Genomic DNA, 16,681 nt, shown 5'->3' on the forward strand with positions numbered 1-16,681 from the left:
GCAGCAGCAATGACGGAACATACAGTCAAGGCATTCGACGAGGATATCGGCGAACTGCGGGGGCTGATCGCAGAGATGGGCGGGCTCGCCGAACAGGCGATCGCGCGCGCGATCGACGCGCTTGCGAAGCACGATCTCGACGCGGCGCGACGCGTTATCGAAGGCGACAAGCGGATCGACGGGATCGAGGAAGAGGTCGAGCGGCTGGCGATCCGGCTGATTGCGCTGCGCGCGCCGATGGCCGACGATCTGCGCGAGGTCGTCGCCGCGCTCAAGATCGCGACCGTCGTCGAACGGATCGGCGATTACGCCAAGAACATCGCCAAGCGCGTTCCCGCGATCGAGGATCACGGGCGTATCGAGCCGCTGTCGCTGCTGCCCGCGATGGCGCGGATGGCGGGCGAGATGGTCCACGACGTGCTTGATGCCTTCGCCGCGCGCGATGCCGAGAAGGCGATCCGCGTCTCCGACAGCGACCGTCAGGTCGACGATTTCTACAATGCGATCTTCCGCGTGCTCGTCACCTACATGATGGAGAACCCCAAGAGCATCGGACAGGTCGCGCACCTGCTGTTCGTCGCCAAGAACCTCGAGCGGATCGGCGACCATGCCACCAATGTCGCCGAAATGGTCCATTACGCCGCCACCGGTGAACGCATGGCCGAGCGCGAGCGCGGCGGCAGCCCCGCCGTGACGCTGTAAAGGGAGCCGATCGATGACCACCGCCCGCATGTTGCTGGTCGAGGACGACGCCGCGCTCGCCGAACTGCTGACCTTTCATTTCGAGCGCGAGGATTTCCTCGTCCAGCATACCCCCGACGGCGAGGAGGCGCTGCTGTTCGCGCGCGAAACGCCGCCCGATATCGTCCTGCTCGACTGGATGGTCGAGGGGCTGTCGGGGATCGAGGTGTGTCGCCGGCTGCGCCGCGCGCCCGATACCGCGAACGTGCCGATCATCATGCTCACCGCGCGCGGCGAGGAGGAGGATCGCGTCCGCGGGCTCGATACCGGCGCCGATGATTACGTCACCAAGCCGTTCTCGCCGCGCGAACTGGTCGCGCGCGTCAACGCGGTGCTGCGCCGGGTGCGCCCCGCGCTGGCGGGCGCCGAGTTGCGCTACGATGATCTCGTCATGGATACCGTCGGCCACAAGGTGCGCCGCGACGGCCAGGTCATTCCGCTCGGGCCGACCGAATTCCGGCTGCTGCGCCATTTCCTCGAACATCCCGGCTGGGTGTTCTCGCGCGAGCGCCTGCTCGACGCGGTGTGGGGGCACGACGCCGAGATCGAATCGCGCACCGTCGACGTTCATATCCGTCGGTTGCGCAAGGCGATCAACGCCGGCGGCCGCACCGATCTGATCCGCACCGTCCGGTCGGCGGGATACGCCCTCGATTCGGTGCAGTAAGCGAAGGACCGTTTGGCCGAACCGTGCGTTACCCCGTCTGCGCGACAGCATTTGGCGCACAGCATTCAGGAGGTACGCATGAAGCTCTTGTTCCTGGCAGCAGCCGCGGCGATCGCGATCCCCGCGGCCGCCCAAACCACGCCCGATCCCGCGACGCAGGATCAGGCGACGATGCCGACCGACGATTCGGCGGTGGATCAGACGACCCCGGCGCCTGCTACGGCGACAGCGGCGGCGCCGTCGGCGGATGCGCAGGATCCGGCGGGCGGATACGAACCCTCGGCCCCGCCGATGAACGGCACGCCGGAACCCGGTGCGAACGTGGTCTTCCAGCCGTCGGCCTCGCCCGATCAGGCGTTTCCCCCGCCCCCGCCGCTTGCCGAATATCCCATCTGCAAGAAGAACCAGACCGACAATTGCCGCCAGCGCGGCGGCTGATGCTGGTGACGCGTCTTTGATCTGTTTCAGTTTTCCTGAAACAGAGGCGGCCCCGGTGCCGCTTCCACGCAAGACGAATACACTTTAGGAGGGGCGCTTTCCGAAAGCGGGGAGCGCCCTTTTCCATGTCCATCCGTTTCGATAATCGCGTCGCCATCGTCACTGGCGCCGGCGGCGGGCTGGGCCGCGCCTATGCGCTCGAACTCGCGCGGCGCGGCGCGAAGGTCGTCGTCAACGATCTCGGCAGCACGCGCGACGGCACCGGCCATTCGGACGCCGCGCTCAAGGTCGTCGAGGAGATCGAGGCCGCCGGCGGCGAGGCGATGTCGAACGGCGGCAGCGTCACCGAATATGATCACATGGTCGATATGGTCGCCCGCGCGAAGGAGCGCTGGGGCGGCGTCCATATCCTGATCAACAACGCGGGCGTGCTGCGCGACAAGAGCTTCGCCAAGATGGAGCCCGCCGATTTCGGCTTCGTCGTCGATGTCCACCTGATCGGCTCGGCCAATTGCACGAAAGCGGTGTGGGAGACGATGCGCGAGCAGCAATACGGCCGCGTGCTGATGACCGCCTCGTCGACCGGACTGTTCGGCAATTTCGGGCAGGCCAATTACGGCGCCGCCAAGCTCGGGCTCGCGGGGCTGACCAAGACGCTCTACCTCGAAGGCGCCAAATACGGGATCAAGGTCAACACGATCGCGCCGGTCGCCGGCACGAGGATGACCGAGGATCTGTTCCCCGAGGAGGCGTTCAAGGCGTTCGCCCCCGAAAAGGTCGCGCCTGCCGCGGTCTATCTCGTCTCCGAAGATGCCCCGACCAACGCGATCGTCGGCGCGGGCGCGGGCGTGTTCCAGGCGTCGTACGTCACGCTCACCCCCGGCGTCGCGCTCCACGGCGACGATTGTTCGGCGGAGGGCGTCGCGGCGCACTGGGCGACAATCATCGACCGCACCGGCGAGATCGTGCCCCAGTCGGGCGCCGAACAGGCGATGCTGATCCTGAAGCAATTGCAAGCCTAGAATACGATGACTTTACATTGATCCGTTCGCCCTGAGCTTGTCGAAGGGCCATTCTGCGATAGGCCCGGTGGTCGCTTGCGGCGCAAAGTACGGTGCTTCGACAAGCGATACCGCTCGAGCGATACCGAAGCCGCTTCGCACAACGCCGCCCATCCGTCCTGCCGTATTGCTTCACTAATACACTAATGGTATAGCTGCCGGCCATCCAACAGGAGGATGGCCCGATGTATAGCGAGAGCGATATCGACAACGCGGTGGCGGCGGGGGCGATCAGCCGCGATACCGCGCTGGCGTTGCGCAACCACGTCGCCCGGGCTCGGCTCGCGCCGGCGGTGGACGAGGAGCATTTCCGGCTGCTCAACGGCTTCAACGACATTTTCGTGACGATCGCGATCGCGCTGCTGTTGGTCGCGGTCGCGCAGATCGGCGCCAGCGTCACCGAGGCGCTGGGCGGCGTCGCGGTCGCGGGCACGAGCTGGCTGCTCGCCGAATATTTCACCCGCCAGCGGCGGATGGCGCTGCCCAGCATCGCGCTGCTGCTCGCCTTCGTCGGCGGCGTCGCCGCGGCGCCGATCGGCTTGATGGTGAGCATCGATCCCACGCTGTCCGATCGCGCCAGTGCCGGGATCGCCGCCGCAATTGCGCTGGCGAGCGCGGGCGCTGCGTGGCTCCATTGGCGGCGCTTCGCGGTGCCGATCACCGTCGCGGCGGGTGCCGTGGCGGCGGTCGCCGTCATCGCCGCACTCGCGCTGACGGCGGTGCCCGCGGCAAAGGACGCGATCTATCCGATCCTGCTCGTCGCCGGGATCGGCGTGTTCGCGCTGGCGATGCGCTGGGACATGAGCGATCCCACGCGCGAGACGCGCCGCGCCGATATCGCCTTCTGGCTCCATCTCGCCGCCGCGCCGTTGATCGCGCATCCGGTGTTCCAGATGCTCGGCGTGCTCGACGCCGATGTCGGGATCGGCACCGCGATCGTCGTGGTGGCGCTCTATCTGGTCTTCGCCTTCGTGGCGCTGGCGGTCGATCGGCGCGCGCTGCTCGTCTCGTCGCTCGCCTACGTGCTCGTCGCGCTTTACGCGGTGATCCGCAGCGCGGGCGCGGTCGACCTGGGGGTCGCGATCGCGGCGCTTATCATCGGCTCGGCGCTGCTCGTGCTGTCGGCCTTCTGGCACCCGATGCGCCGCCGCGTCGTCGCCACGCTCGGCCATTTCGGCGACCGGCTGCCGCCGGTGCAGACCGTGCTGGCCGCCTGAGGGGCTTCGTCCCCTACCCGGTCACTCAACGCCAGTATCCTATGGGTGACCGGGTGGGGGAGCGGGCCGGGGCCGCAAAAGCCCGAATCCCGCGCCGATCAATCCGAAACGAGCTTGAGCAGCCGCCGCTCGATCGGCGCGAGCACGCCGGCGAGATCGTGTCCACGCTTCAACGTCATCCCGGCCTCGGCGACGAGCGCCCACATGCCCTGCCGCTGGCGCAGCGCGGGCCGTTTCTCGATCCGGTATTCGGGGCGCTCCGACGCGCGGCGAAAGGCGGCGAACACCGCGGCCTCGTGGCCGAGTTCGATCGCATAGTCTTTCCAGTGCCCAGCCGCGACCATGCGCCCGTAGAGATCGAGGATGCGCGTCAGTTCGATCCGGTCGAACCCGATCTGGCTCGGGCGCGCGGCGGCGCTGGGGAAAGGGGTGACATTTCCCATCAGGCGCGGTCGCGCTGGTCCTCATGCTCGGCAAGCAGCGCGTCGAGCCGCTTGCGCAACGCCTCGATCTCGCAGCGCATCAATTCGATTTTTTGTGTCTGGGGATCGAAAATCTCGCTGCACGGCGTGCCATAGGGCACGAAGCCGCCTTGGACCTGCCCACCCTCGACCATCGTCGCGCGCGCCGGGATGCCGACCATCACCGCGCCGTCGACGACGTCTTTGGTGACGACCGCATTGGCGCCGATCCGCGCACGCGCGCCGATCACCACCGGGCCGAGCACCTGCGCGCCCGAGCCGATGATCGCGCCGTCGCGGATCGTCGGGTGGCGCTTGCCCGCCACCCCGTTGTCGGGGCTGGTGCCGCCGAGCGTGACGCATTGGTAGATCGTCACGTTGTCGCCGATCTCTGCGGTCTCGCCGATCACCGTGAAGCCGTGATCGATGAAGAAATTGCGCCCGATTTTCGCGCCGGGGTGAATATCGATCGCGGTCAAAAAGCGCGCGAAGTGATTGATCGCCCGCGCAAGCAGGAATAGCCGCGCCTCGAACAGCCAGTGCGCGACCCGATGCAGGCCGAGCGCCCAGACGCCCGGATAAAGCATGACCTCCCACCGCGATCGCGCCGCAGGATCGCGCGCCTGGATCGAATCGAGATAACCGGTCAGCCGGTTGAACATGGCGGTCCCTTCTCTTGGCCCTTCCTTCGGCCCCTGCTTCGGATCGCGGCAATTTAGGACCTCGCACGGTCGAATTCCAGCATCGACGCACATCTGCCCAGCGAAACGCGAAAGAGCGGATTGTTTGAAGCGGCACCGGCCCGCTCCCCCACCCGGCCACCCAACAGGATATTCTATGGGTGGCCGGGTGGGGGAGCGGGCCGGTGCCGCATTCCCAAAGCCGACTCTTACCGCTTCTTCATTCCACTAAATATCTAGTGGCATTGTAGGGAATTATATTTCAGCGATACGCGAGGCCCCCGCAACGGCACGGATACCCACGATGGATGTACTGACGGCGGTCGATCTCGAGATGCTGCTCGCCTTCGCCGCCATCGGCTTTGCAGCGCAGATCGTCGACGGCGCGCTCGGGATGGCGTTCGGGGTGATCTCGAACACGCTCCTGCTCTCGCTAGGCGTGCCGCCCGCCGCCGCCTCGGCGGGGGTCCACGCGGTCGAGACCTTCACCACCGCGGTCTCGGGCATCAGCCACGCGATCCATCGCAATATCGATTGGCGGCTCTTTTTCCGGTTGCTGATTCCTGGGATGATCGGCGGCGTGCTCGGCGCCTATGTGCTCTCCAACGTCCATGCCGATGCCGCAAAGCCCTTCATCCTTGCCTATCTGATCGCGATCGGGCTCTACCTCGTCTATCGCGGCTGGCGCTATCCGCCGCACGAGCGCAAGCCGAAGGTGGTCGAGCCGCTCGGCCTCGTCGGCGGCTTCCTCGATGCCGCGGGCGGCGGCGGCTGGGGGCCGGTCGTCACCTCCAACCTGCTCGTCCAGGGCGCGAGCCCGCGGACGACGGTGGGCACCGTCAACACGGTCGAATTCTTCCTGACGCTGACGGTGTCGATCACCTTCATCACCCAGCTCGGGCTCGCCGCGGTGACGCTTGCGACCGTCGGCCTGCTGATCGGCGGCGTGCTCGCCGCACCGTTCGGCGCGATCCTCGCCAAGCGCGTGCCGGCGAAGACGCTGCTGCTGCTGGTTGGCGCGATCCTGGTGCTGACGAGCCTGTTCAACCTCGGCAAGGCGTTAATCTGATTTCACACTTTATAGGCCGATGATAATCGACCCAATCGATCACAACGAACGACGCTTCCCGTTTGTTTGCTGCACCGCGTCACCTATATGTCGCATTGCATCATTGCACCCAGACATTGCATCATTGCACCCAGACGAGGAGATATTTTCATGGCGAAGATCGGCGATACCCTGAAACCCTTCAGCACGCAGGCGTACAAGCAGGGCAAGTTCGTGCCCGTCACCGACGCCGACGTGGGCGGCAAATGGGCGATCTTCTTCTTCTATCCGGCCGACTTCACCTTCGTCTGCCCGACCGAACTCGAGGATCTGGCGGGGATTTACCCGACGCTCCAGAAGATGGGCGTCGAGGTGTACAGTGTCTCGACCGACACGCATTTCAGCCATAAGGCGTGGCATGACAGCTCGCCCGCGATCGGCAAGATCGATTTCTTCATGCTCGGCGATCAGAACCACACGCTCGCGACCAATTTCGATGTCCTGCGCGATGGCCAGGGCCTCGCCGATCGCGCGACCTTCGTCGTCGATCCGCAGGGTGTGATCCAGTTGATGGAGATCACCAGCGAAGGCGTCGGCCGCAATGCCGCGGAGTTGCTGCGCAAGGTCAAGGCCGCGCAATATGTTGCGGCGCACCCTGACGAGGTCTGCCCCGCCAAGTGGGAAGAAGGCGAACAGACGCTCGCGCCGTCGCTCGAACTCGTCGGCAAGATCTGATCCTCGGCGATGCTGGGCCTTGTGCTCCTGCGAAAGCAGGAGCCCAGGGTTTCAACAGCCATCGCCCGAAGCCCTGGATTCCCGCTTTCGCGGGAAAACGGGGCATGCAGCGGCCCGGGCGCCCTCCCCCTCCCCGTCCGGGCCGCATTCTCTTCACCTACAGGAGTTTCGTGGTCGTGCTCGACGCCAATCTGACGCAGCAACTCAAGGGCTATCTTACCAGGATTCGCGTGCCCATTGAGCTTGTCGCCAGCCTTGGCGACGATGCCAAGAGCCGCGAACTCGATGAATTGCTGAACGAAATCGCCGCGCTGTCGGACATGGTCACCGTGCGCCCCGCCGATGGCGATGACGACGCCCGCACGCCCAGCTTCCTGATCCGCCGCGCCGGCACCGATACGGCCGTGCGCTTCGCCGGCATCCCGCTGGGCCACGAATTCACCTCGCTCGTGCTCGCGCTGCTCCAGGTCGGCGGGCATCCGCCGCGGATCAGCGACGAAGTGATCGGGCAGATCGAAGCGCTCGAGGGCGATTTCGTCTTCGAAACCTATTTCTCGCTGTCGTGCGCAAATTGCCCCGATGTGGTGCAGGCGCTCAACACGATGGCGGTGCTCAACCCGCGCATCCGCCACACCGCGATCGACGGCGCCTTGTTCAAGGACGAGGTCGAGCGCCGCGAGATCATGACCGTCCCCCAGGTGTTCCTGAACGGCGCGCCGTTCGCGCAAGGACGCCAGGAACTTGAACAGATTCTCGCCCGGATCGATACCGGCGCCGAGGCCAGGGCGGCCGAAAAGCTCGCCGGCAAGGAACCCTTCGACGTCCTCGTCGTCGGCGGCGGCCCGGCGGGCGCGGCGGCAGCGATCTATGCCGCACGCAAGGGCATCCGCACCGGCATCGCGGCCGAGCGCTTCGGCGGGCAGGTGCTCGATACCGTTTCGATCGAGAATTTCATCTCGGTCTCGCACACCGAAGGCCCAAGGTTCGCGACCCAGCTCGAAAGCCATGTCGGCGATTATGACGTCGACGTGATGAACCTCCAGACCGCGACCGCGCTCGTCCCCGCCGCCGAGGAAGGCGGGCTGCACGAGATCGTGCTCAAGAACGGCGCCTCGCTGCGCGCGCGCACGCTGATCCTGTCGACCGGCGCGCGCTGGCGGCAGATGAACGTGCCGGGCGAAAACGAATATCGCAACAAGGGCGTCACCTATTGCCCGCATTGCGACGGCCCGCTGTTCAAGGGCAAGCGCGTCGCGGTGATCGGCGGCGGCAATTCGGGCGTCGAGGCGGCGATCGATCTCGCCGGGATCGTCGGCCATGTCACGCTGATCGAATATGACAGCCAGTTGCGCGCCGACGCGGTGCTCCAGCGCAAACTCGGCAGCCTCGCCAACGTCAAGGTCATCACCTCGGCGCTGACCACCGAAGTGTTCGGCGACGGCAACAAGCTGACCGGGCTGACCTACAAGGATCGCGACCGCGGCACCGAGCATCAGATCGAGCTGGAAGGCATTTTCGTCCAGATCGGGCTCGTCCCCAATACCGAGTGGCTCAAGGGCGCGGTTGCGCTCACCCCGCACGGCGAGATCGGGATCGACGCGCGCGGCGCCACCTCACAACCCGGCATCTTCGCCGCCGGCGACGCGACCACGGTGCCCTACAAGCAGATCGTGATCGCGGCAGGCGCGGGCTCGGCGGCGGCGCTCTCGGCGTTCGACTATCTCATCCGCCTCCCCGCCGAGGAACGCGAGGCGGCGTAACTTCCCCGTATTCCTGCGAAAGCAGGAATCCAGAGTCACGAGCCCCAAGCTGCGAGACCCTGGATTCCCGCTTTCGCGGGAAAACGCCCGTTGGCGTTGCGAGCCGCTGCAAATGGGCTAGATGTCATCCCGTCATCGACGGAGACGATCACTGGGCACCACCTACCTGCCGACGCTCAAGCAGCTCCAATATCTGGTGGCGTTGCGCGATCACGGCCATTTCGGCCGCGCGGCGGAGGCGTGTTTCGTCACCCAATCGACGCTGTCGGCGGGGATCCGCGAGCTTGAGACGCTGATCGGCATCACGCTGGTCGAGCGCACCCGCCGCGTCGTCCGCTTCACCCCGCTCGGCGATCGCATCGCCGCCAAGGCGCGCCGCGTGATCCGCGAGGCGGAGGAACTGGGCGATCTCGCCCGCGCCGCCGGGCGGCCGCTGTCGGGCGAGATGCGGATGAGCGTGATCCCGACGATCGCGCCCTTCATGCTCCCGCGCATCCTGCCCCGTCTCCGGCGCGATTATCCCGATCTCAAGCTGTTCCTGCGTGAGGAGCCGAGCGGGCCGGCCTGCGAAGGGCTCAACAACGGCCGCACCGATTGCGTGCTGCTCGCGCTGCCTTACGCCTGCGGCGAAGTCGCGGCGCGGCCGCTGTTCGACGATCGGCTGTTCGTCGCCTTTCCCGAAGGCGAGGAACCGCCCCCGGCCTCGATCAGCCCCGATCAGATCGACGAGCGGCGGCTGCTGCTGCTCGAGGACGGGCATTGCCTCAAGGATCATGCGCTCGCCGCGTGCAACCGGCCCGAATTGCGCGCCGAAGCGACGATGATGGGCACCTCGCTCCACACGATCGTGCAGATGGTCGATAACGGCCTCGGCGTGACGATGCTGCCGCAGATGGCGATCGACGCGGGCATCCTCGATCACACGCGCGTCACCGCGAAACCGCTCGCCGCCGAACACCCGTCGCGATCGATCGCGCTCGTCTGGCGGCGCGCCTCGCCGCGCGAGAAGGATTTCCACCTCCTCGCCGATGTATTGGCGGAGGCACGATGAGGGCGCGGCGAATTCTATCGGTGGCGGTCACGCTCGCCGTCGCCGGCTGCGCCTCGGCGCCCACCCCGGTCAAAGCCCCCGCCCCGCCCCCCAATCCGACCGTCGGCGGGGTGGCGATGATCGCAACCTGGACTGCGGTCGACAACGCCCGCGCCGCGCCGCCGCTCGCCACCTTCGCGCGCGCGATCGATGCCGCAGGGCTTGCCGACACGCTTGCCGCTACCGGGCCGTTCACCGTCTTCGCGCCGACCGACACGGCGTTCGGCCGTCTTGCCCCCGGCACGCTCGACGCGCTGCTGCTGCCCGAGAACAAGCCCGCACTCGCGAAGCTGGTGACCTATCACGTCGTGCCGGGCCGGCTGACGGTCGCCGACCTCAAGGCGCGGATCGCCGCGGGCGGCGGCACCGCCACGCTCACCACGCTCGAAGGCGAGCCGTTGACGCTCGGCCTCGTCGGCACGGGAATCGCGCTCACCGATGTCGGCGGCAACAAGAGCTATGTCGAAACCGGAGACATCCGTGAGGCGAACGGCATGATGCATGTCGTCAACGGCATCATGATCCCGACGATCGGATAGGCCGCGCGCCTCGAACCGTTTCGCAACCGCGTTCCCCCGCGAAAGCCGGAGTCCAGGGCTACATCACCCTGCTCGAAGAAGATTGATTCACGCGGAGACGCGGAGACGCGGAGACGCGGAGGTGTATCGTTCGTGGTGCCATCGCCCGCGCCAGCGGCCAATCACTTTCCGGCAGCCTCGGACTTCAAGGTCTCGCTGACGCGAGACGGAGGCAAAGCACGCGGTCTCTCTCCGCGTCTCCGCGTCTCCGCGTGAACCATTCTTCTTCACGCACCGGCCGCCCCCATCGCCAGCGCGATCGCCCCGAGCGGCCCGGCCATCGCGCCAAGCTGCGGCGCGACGACATAGGGGCCGTCGTCGGGCAGCGGCATGTAGCCGCCCAGGCTCTCGATCAGCCCGGTGTTGATCCGGTCGATCAAATGCGGCTGGCGTGCCGGCACGCCGCCACCGATCGCGACGCGCAGTGGCCCCGTCGCGCACACCAGCGCATGCGTCATCGCCGACAGTGTGTGGACGATCGGTTCCCACACCGGGTCGTCGGCGGCGATGTCCGCCACCGGCCGTCCGCCGGCGCGCGCCTTGAGCGCGCTTCCCGAAGCCAGCCCTTCGACGCAATCGGGATGATAGCGGCAGACGCTGGCAACCGTGTCGCCGGCCAGCCGCGGCACGCGGATATGGCCGAATTCGCTATGCCCGATCCCGCGCGTGGGCTTGCCGTGGACGATCAGTCCGACGCCGACCCCGGTGCCGACCGTGACATAGGCGAAGTCGTCGAGCCCCTGCCCCGCGCCCCAGCGGATTTCGGCGAGCGCGGCGCCGTTGACGTCGGTATCGAACCCCACCGGCACCGCGAACGGCGCGGCGATCTCGCCGAGCACGTCGGCGTTGGGCCAGCCGGGCTTGTTGGTCGCCAGGATATGCCCGTAGCGCGGCGATCGGGGGTCGAGATCGAGCGGCCCGAACGACGCGATCCCGAGCGCGGCGAATCCGGGGTCGCGATGCCACGCCGTCAGTGTCGCGACGATCGCGGGGAGCGTCTCCTGCGGCACGGTCGTCGGGATGGTGCGCTGGTCGAGCACGCGGGTCGGGCCGTGGGCGAGCGTACAGATGCACTTGGTCCCGCCCAGTTCAACGCCGGCAAAGGGACGCGCCTTCGGGTCACCGCCGGGCGGCGGCGCTGCGCTCACGAACGCGCTCCCGCGTGCGCAACCGGCGCGACGCGTGGCGCAACAGACAAACTCGGAACCATATTATCTCCCGTCACGGCCCGTCCGCCCCCACAAGAATTCGCGCCGCGATCGATTTAATACACCAATTTTCATAATTCAAATGGCCGTCCGCCTCAGCCGACATCGCGGCCGAAGGACGGCGGCCGATCCGCCTTTGCGCTGCCGAAGGACGACGGTTTCGGCCCCATCTCGAACACCAGCTCACCGCCCTTCGCCAGATCGGCGTGCGCGATCCAGTTCCTGGTCCACGGCGCGCCGTTCCAGCGTACCGACTGGATGTACGGATTGCCCGGCGCATTGCCCTCGGCGCGCACCGTCAGCGTCTTGCCGCCGCCGACATCCATCTCGGCGACATCGAACAGCGGCGATCCGAACACATAGACCGCGCTCACCGGATCGACGGGATAGAAGCCGAGCGCCGAGAGGATGAACCACGCGCTCATCTGCCCGCAATCGTCGTTGCCGATCACGCCGTCGGGATCCGCCTTGTACATTTCGGTGAGCAGCCGCCGCACCATCGCCTGCGTCTTATGCGGCGCTCCGCAATAGGTATAGAGATAGGCGACGTGCTGATCGGGCTCGTTGCCGTGCGCATATTGCCCGACCAGCCCCGAAATGTCGGGCGGCGCATTGTCGGGCAATGTCGACGGGCCGTTGAACAGCGCGTCGAGCTGCTTCTCGAACGCCGCGTCGCCGCCGAAATGCTCGATCAGGCCATAAAGGTCGTGCTGGTTGAGGAAGGTCGCCTGCCAGCCGTTCGCCTCGGTATAGTCGCGCCACTTGGGCACGTCGTGGCCGATCTGGATCGGATCGTACTCCTTCCACCAGCTCCCGTCCTTGAAACGCGGCCGCGCGAAGCCGATGCTCGGGTCGATGACGTTGCGATAGTTCTGCGATCGCTTGCGCAACGCCGCTGCATCCGCCGTCGCGCCCACCGCCTCGGCGATATGCGCCATCGCCCAGTCGTCATAGGCATATTCCTGCGTGCGGCTGACCGATTCCCACACCTCGTCGCACGGGATATAGCCGAGATCGTAATAGAGGCCGCGCCCCAGCGTGCTGTCGATATCCTTGAAATCGCGGTCGAAAGCGCGGCGGCGGATATTGGGCCACGCCGCCGCATAATCCGCCGCGATCCCCTTGGCGTGCGCCTCGGCGAGCACCGAGACGGCGTGCCAGCCGATCATCGTCCCCGTCTCGACGCCTTGCAACGGCCACACTGGCGGACCCACCGGGCTCTCCGCGGTCTGGCGGCACAGGTCGCGCGTCAACAGCGCGGCGCGCTCGGGATCGATCAGCGTCAGCAGCGGATGCAGCGCGCGATACGTGTCCCACAGCGAATAGGTGCTGAACGCCTCCTCGCCCCTGGGCGCCTGATGCACCTCCCGGTCGAGCCCGACATAGCGCCCGTCGCGATCGGTGAAGAGCGTCGGCGCAAGCTGCGCATGATAGAGCGCGCTCGCCATGATCGTGCGCTGCGCCTCGGTGCCGCCTGAGACGCGCACGCTGCCCAGCGCCTTGGCCCAGGTGGCGCGCGCGGCCTTCGCAGCGCCATCGAAATCCCAGCCCGGCACCTCGGCGGCAAGCGCGTCGCGCGCGCCCTTGAGATCGACCGCCGACAGTCCGGTCTTGATCAGGATCGGCTCGCCGCCCGCCTCGTCGAAGAACAAGGCGACCTTGGTGCTGTTCCCCTTGATCGCAGCCGCACCGTCGTGTGCCGCCTTGTCGCCGTCGCCGAAGAACTGGACGCGGTCCGGCTTGCGCGAGAGCTGCATCGCGAAATGGATGTGCCGCCCCCGCGCCCAGCGATTGACCTGCCGGCTGCCCGTCAGCATGCCGTCGTCGCCGAGCGTCAGCGATGCATCCTCGACGACGTTGCCCTTGCCCTTGTCCCAATCGTCCTCGATCGCGTGGGCGAAATCGATCAGGATATGCCCCGGCCCTTTCGCGAAGTGATAGCGATGCATCCCGCAGCGCTCGGTGACGGTAAGCTCGGCGAGCACGCCCGATTCGAGCTTGACCCGGTAATAGCCCGGCTCTGCTTGCTCCTCGGAATAACGCTGGCGATATCCCTCGTCAGGATTCTCGATCGATCCGGGAGAGAGCTTCAATTCCTGCCGCGTCGGCACCACCAGCACGTCGAGCATGTCGCCGATGCCCGTGCCCGAGAGGTGCGTATGGCTGAACCCCATGATCGAGCCATCCTTCTGGTGATAGCCCGAGCACGCGTCCCAGCCGTGCGTATTGGTATCGGGGCTGAGCTGCGCCATCCCGAACGGCAGCGACGCGCCGGGAAAGGTATGGCCGTGCCCACCGGTGCCGACGAACAAGTCGGGCTTGCCGGGCGTCGGCGACGGCCCGCGCGACATGGTCCCGGAGCAGCCCGAAATCGCCCCCCCGATCGCGACGAGGCCGGTGGTGACGAGAAGCTGGCGGCGGTTGGTGGTGATCATCATATCTTCGTGCTCCGGGAGCGATGGTCGCCCTCACCCTTTCGCGCCTTCGGCGCTCTTTCCCTCTCCCAGCGGGAGAGGGAGGGAGGCGCGAAGCGCCGGAAGGGTGAGGATGATCCCATTGTCAGATGTTGCGCGCGAGCAGCGCCGGGCGCTTGTCGGCGATTTCGACGATCAACTGGCCGAACAGCGCGTTGGCCCAGGCGAACCAGCTTCGCGTGAAATTGGTCGGATCGTCCTTGTTGAAGCTTTCGTGCATGAAGCCGGTGCCGCCGTGCGTGCCCTTGAGCCAGCGCAGGCATTGCAGGATCGTCGCGTCGTCGTCGGCGTTGATCGCCCGGGTGATGATCGACATCGGCCAGATCATGTCCATGCCGATATGCGGCCCGCCGATCCCCTCAGCGGCGCTGCCCTTGAAGAAATAGGGGTTGCGATCGGACCAGGCGAGATCGGCGGTGCGGCGGAACAGCGGATCGTCGCGCCTCACCACGTCGATCAGCGCGAGCCCCGACAGGCTCGGCACGTTGGCATCGTCCATGAACACCCAGTTGCCGAAGCCGTCGATCTCGAACGCCCAGACCTGCCCGCCCTTCCCATCCGGGATCAGCGCGTGCTGCTTCAGCGCTGCTTCGACCTCGGCGGCGAGCGCTTCGGCGTTGGCGGCAGCCTTCGTGTCGCCCCGTGCCTCACGATGCACCTCGGCGATCTTGCGCAGCACCGACACCGCGAACAGGTTCGACGGGATCAGGAACGGATAGAGGCACGCATCGTCCGACGGCCGGAACATCGAATGGATCAGCCCGATCTTCTTCGTCGGCCGGCCATAGCCACCGAGCATCAGGCTATCGGTCGGGTTGAGCGCCTTGCGTTGGAAATGATACGGCCCCGGCCCATCCTTACGCTGCTGCACCCGAAAGGTCTCGACCGCGAGCGCCATCGCACGGCTCCACGTATCGTCGAACGGCGCCTTGTCGCGCGTGCGCCGCCAATATTCGTGGGAGAGCCGCATCGGATAGCAGAGCGAATCGATCTCCCATTTCCGCTCGGCGACGCCGGGCTTCATCTCGGTCTGGTCCGATTGCGACCATTCGAGCTTCGACGGCGCGCTCGGATCCTTGTCGAAGGCGTTGGCATAGGGATCGATCAGGATGCACCGCGCCTGGCGCTGGATCAGCCCCTGGAACAGCGTCTTGAGCTTCACGTCCTTGTCGACGAGGTGAATATAGGGCTGCACCTGCGCCGAGCTGTCGCGCAGCCACATCGCATGAATGTCGCCGGTCAGCACGAAGGTATCGGGCTTGCCGTCGATCGTGCCGGTCTCGACCGTGGTATCGAGCGTGTTGGGATAGCAATTCTCGAACAGCCACGCGAGTTCGGGATCGGCGATCGCCGCCTTCACACGCTTGATCTCGGCCTCGATCGCGGGGCTGGTGAAGTTGCGTTTGCCCGGCGCGGGCCGTTTGCTGACGAAACTCGCGGCGTGCGCGGCAGCGGGCAACAGGCTGGCGACGGCAAGCGCACCGGCGCCCGCCACGACATCGCGTCGGCGAAGGATCATCGCGGCAACTCCGTGATCGTAGGGGCGGAGCGCTCTCGGGGCGCGGGGCACGGCGTGCCGATCATGTCTCTCTCCCTCAATGACCTGCGCCTTCATCGCGGCGCCGCTGTCGATGCCCGACTGTAAGCAGCGGCGGCCTCCGAAAACAATAGCCAATTTACTTTATCTAATTATCGAACCCGATGCTTGTGTCCGCTGCGCGCGTGCAGGATGAAGGGAGAGTATGGCGAGAATCCTTGAAATCTGCGTGGACAGCATGGCAAGCCTCGAGGCGGCGCGCGACGGCGACGCCGATCGCATCGAATTGTGCAGCGCGCTGGGCCTGGGTGGGCTGACTCCCTCGTCCGGCCTGATCGCGCTCGCGGCGGCGCAACCGCTTCCCTGCCGTGCGATGATCCGCCCGCGCCCCGGCGACTTCACCTACGACGCCACCGAGATCGCGCAGATGGAGCGCGATATCGATCACGTCGCCGCCGCGGGCCTCGCCGGCGTGGTGTTCGGCGCCACACGGCATGGCGCGCTCGACGAACCGGTGCTGCGACGCCTGCTCGACCGCGCCGCAGCGCACGGCTTGCCGGCCACCCTCCACCGCGCGATCGATACCGCGCGCGATCCCGTAGCCGCGATCGATACTGCCATCGCGCTGGGCTTCGATCGCGTGCTGTCCTCCGGCGGCGTGTCCACCGCGATCGAGGGCATCGAAACGCTGCGGGCGATGCACGCCCGCGCGGGCGACGCGATCACCGTGATGGCCGGCAGCGGGATCGATGCGGCGAACGTCGGCCGATTGCTCGCGATCGGGATCGACGAGATCCACGCCTCGTGCAACCGGTCTTGTATTGCCGAGGACGTGCAGCTCGTTCGACTAGGCTTCGCCGCGCCGATCCTCCTCACCCAAGCCGCCCGCGTCCGCGCGCTCCGTACCGCGATCGTTCGGGCAGTTTGAATCGTCACCCCGGACTTGATCCGGGGTCCCGCTTTCTCTGGAACCGAGCAAAGAAAGA

At 66.6% G+C, this 16,681-nt stretch carries 16 protein-coding genes; 11 read left to right on the top strand and 5 right to left on the bottom strand.

Going from position 1 to position 16,681, the window contains the following annotated elements; translation table 11 throughout:
• The first annotated feature begins 9 nt into the window (after positions 1–9).
• From phoU to DFR49_RS06950, 5 genes are all read left to right on the top strand, one after another.
• Positions 10–702 (top strand): phosphate signaling complex protein PhoU, encoded by a 693-nt coding sequence (gene phoU / locus DFR49_RS06930; RefSeq protein WP_119034897.1) that lies wholly within the window; start codon positions 10–12, stop codon positions 700–702.
• Between the two features lie 13 nt (positions 703–715).
• Entirely contained in the window at positions 716–1,408 is a 693-nt protein-coding gene (phoB, locus tag DFR49_RS06935) for a phosphate regulon transcriptional regulator PhoB (RefSeq protein WP_119034898.1), read from the top strand.
• Positions 1,409–1,486: 78 nt separating this feature from the next.
• Complete coding sequence (locus DFR49_RS06940; protein WP_119034899.1) at positions 1,487–1,846, top strand: hypothetical protein; 360 nt, start codon at positions 1,487–1,489, stop codon at positions 1,844–1,846.
• A gap of 125 nt (positions 1,847–1,971) precedes the next feature.
• Positions 1,972–2,868, top strand: coding sequence for an SDR family NAD(P)-dependent oxidoreductase (locus DFR49_RS06945; RefSeq protein ID WP_119034900.1), 897 nt, complete (start codon positions 1,972–1,974; stop codon positions 2,866–2,868).
• Positions 2,869–3,092: 224 nt separating this feature from the next.
• Positions 3,093–4,124 carry a hypothetical protein gene (locus DFR49_RS06950; RefSeq protein ID WP_119034901.1) on the top strand — a complete coding sequence of 344 codons (1,032 nt, stop codon included), beginning with the start codon at positions 3,093–3,095 and terminating at the stop codon, positions 4,122–4,124.
• Between the two features lie 98 nt (positions 4,125–4,222).
• Here DFR49_RS06950 and DFR49_RS06955 read toward each other — a convergent pair whose 3' ends face one another.
• Together DFR49_RS06955 and epsC are read right to left on the bottom strand one after the other, a co-directional pair.
• Positions 4,223–4,567, bottom strand: coding sequence for a DUF2794 domain-containing protein (locus DFR49_RS06955; protein ID WP_119034902.1), 345 nt, complete (start codon positions 4,565–4,567; stop codon positions 4,223–4,225).
• Positions 4,567–5,247 carry a serine O-acetyltransferase EpsC gene (gene epsC, locus DFR49_RS06960; protein WP_119034903.1) on the bottom strand — a complete coding sequence of 227 codons (681 nt, stop codon included), beginning with the start codon at positions 5,245–5,247 and terminating at the stop codon, positions 4,567–4,569. The genes DFR49_RS06955 and epsC overlap by 1 nt, the downstream gene beginning before the upstream one ends.
• A gap of 322 nt (positions 5,248–5,569) precedes the next feature.
• Between epsC and DFR49_RS06965 the strand changes: the two genes are divergently transcribed.
• The 5 genes from DFR49_RS06965 to DFR49_RS06985 all read left to right on the top strand — a co-directional run bounded on the left by DFR49_RS06965 (position 5,570) and on the right by DFR49_RS06985 (position 10,437).
• On the top strand, positions 5,570–6,334 hold the full coding sequence (locus DFR49_RS06965) for a sulfite exporter TauE/SafE family protein (RefSeq protein ID WP_119034904.1): 765 nt from the start codon (positions 5,570–5,572) through the stop codon (positions 6,332–6,334).
• Between the two features lie 150 nt (positions 6,335–6,484).
• Positions 6,485–7,048, top strand: a complete 564-nt coding sequence (gene ahpC / locus DFR49_RS06970; RefSeq protein ID WP_119034905.1) for an alkyl hydroperoxide reductase subunit C — start codon at positions 6,485–6,487, stop codon at positions 7,046–7,048.
• 176 nt (positions 7,049–7,224) lie between these two features.
• Complete coding sequence (gene ahpF / locus DFR49_RS06975; protein ID WP_119035331.1) at positions 7,225–8,808, top strand: alkyl hydroperoxide reductase subunit F; 1,584 nt, start codon at positions 7,225–7,227, stop codon at positions 8,806–8,808.
• A gap of 121 nt (positions 8,809–8,929) precedes the next feature.
• Positions 8,930–9,859 carry a hydrogen peroxide-inducible genes activator gene (locus DFR49_RS06980; protein WP_119034906.1) on the top strand — a complete coding sequence of 310 codons (930 nt, stop codon included), beginning with the start codon at positions 8,930–8,932 and terminating at the stop codon, positions 9,857–9,859.
• A complete protein-coding gene (locus DFR49_RS06985) occupies positions 9,856–10,437 on the top strand; it encodes a fasciclin domain-containing protein (protein WP_119034907.1) in 582 nt (193 codons plus the stop codon). The genes DFR49_RS06980 and DFR49_RS06985 overlap by 4 nt, the downstream gene beginning before the upstream one ends.
• A gap of 266 nt (positions 10,438–10,703) precedes the next feature.
• On the opposite strand, the gene DFR49_RS06990 is transcribed toward DFR49_RS06985, so the two are convergent.
• The 3 genes from DFR49_RS06990 to DFR49_RS07000 form a co-directional block, all read right to left on the bottom strand.
• Entirely contained in the window at positions 10,704–11,624 is a 921-nt protein-coding gene (locus DFR49_RS06990) for an ROK family protein (RefSeq protein WP_119034908.1), read from the bottom strand.
• Between the two features lie 155 nt (positions 11,625–11,779).
• Positions 11,780–14,119, bottom strand: coding sequence for a GH92 family glycosyl hydrolase (locus tag DFR49_RS06995; RefSeq protein WP_119035332.1), 2,340 nt, complete (start codon positions 14,117–14,119; stop codon positions 11,780–11,782).
• A 124-nt stretch (positions 14,120–14,243) separates the two neighbouring features.
• Positions 14,244–15,677, bottom strand: coding sequence for a glycoside hydrolase family 125 protein (locus tag DFR49_RS07000; protein ID WP_119034909.1), 1,434 nt, complete (start codon positions 15,675–15,677; stop codon positions 14,244–14,246).
• Positions 15,678–15,900: 223 nt separating this feature from the next.
• Here DFR49_RS07000 and DFR49_RS07005 point away from each other — a divergent pair, with 223 nt between their 5' ends.
• Complete coding sequence (locus DFR49_RS07005; protein ID WP_119034910.1) at positions 15,901–16,623, top strand: copper homeostasis protein CutC; 723 nt, start codon at positions 15,901–15,903, stop codon at positions 16,621–16,623.
• Positions 16,624–16,681: the final 58 nt, after the last annotated feature.

It is taken from the genome of Hephaestia caeni (assembly GCF_003550065.1).
GTDB lineage: Bacteria > Pseudomonadota > Alphaproteobacteria > Sphingomonadales > Sphingomonadaceae > Sphingomonas > Sphingomonas caeni_A.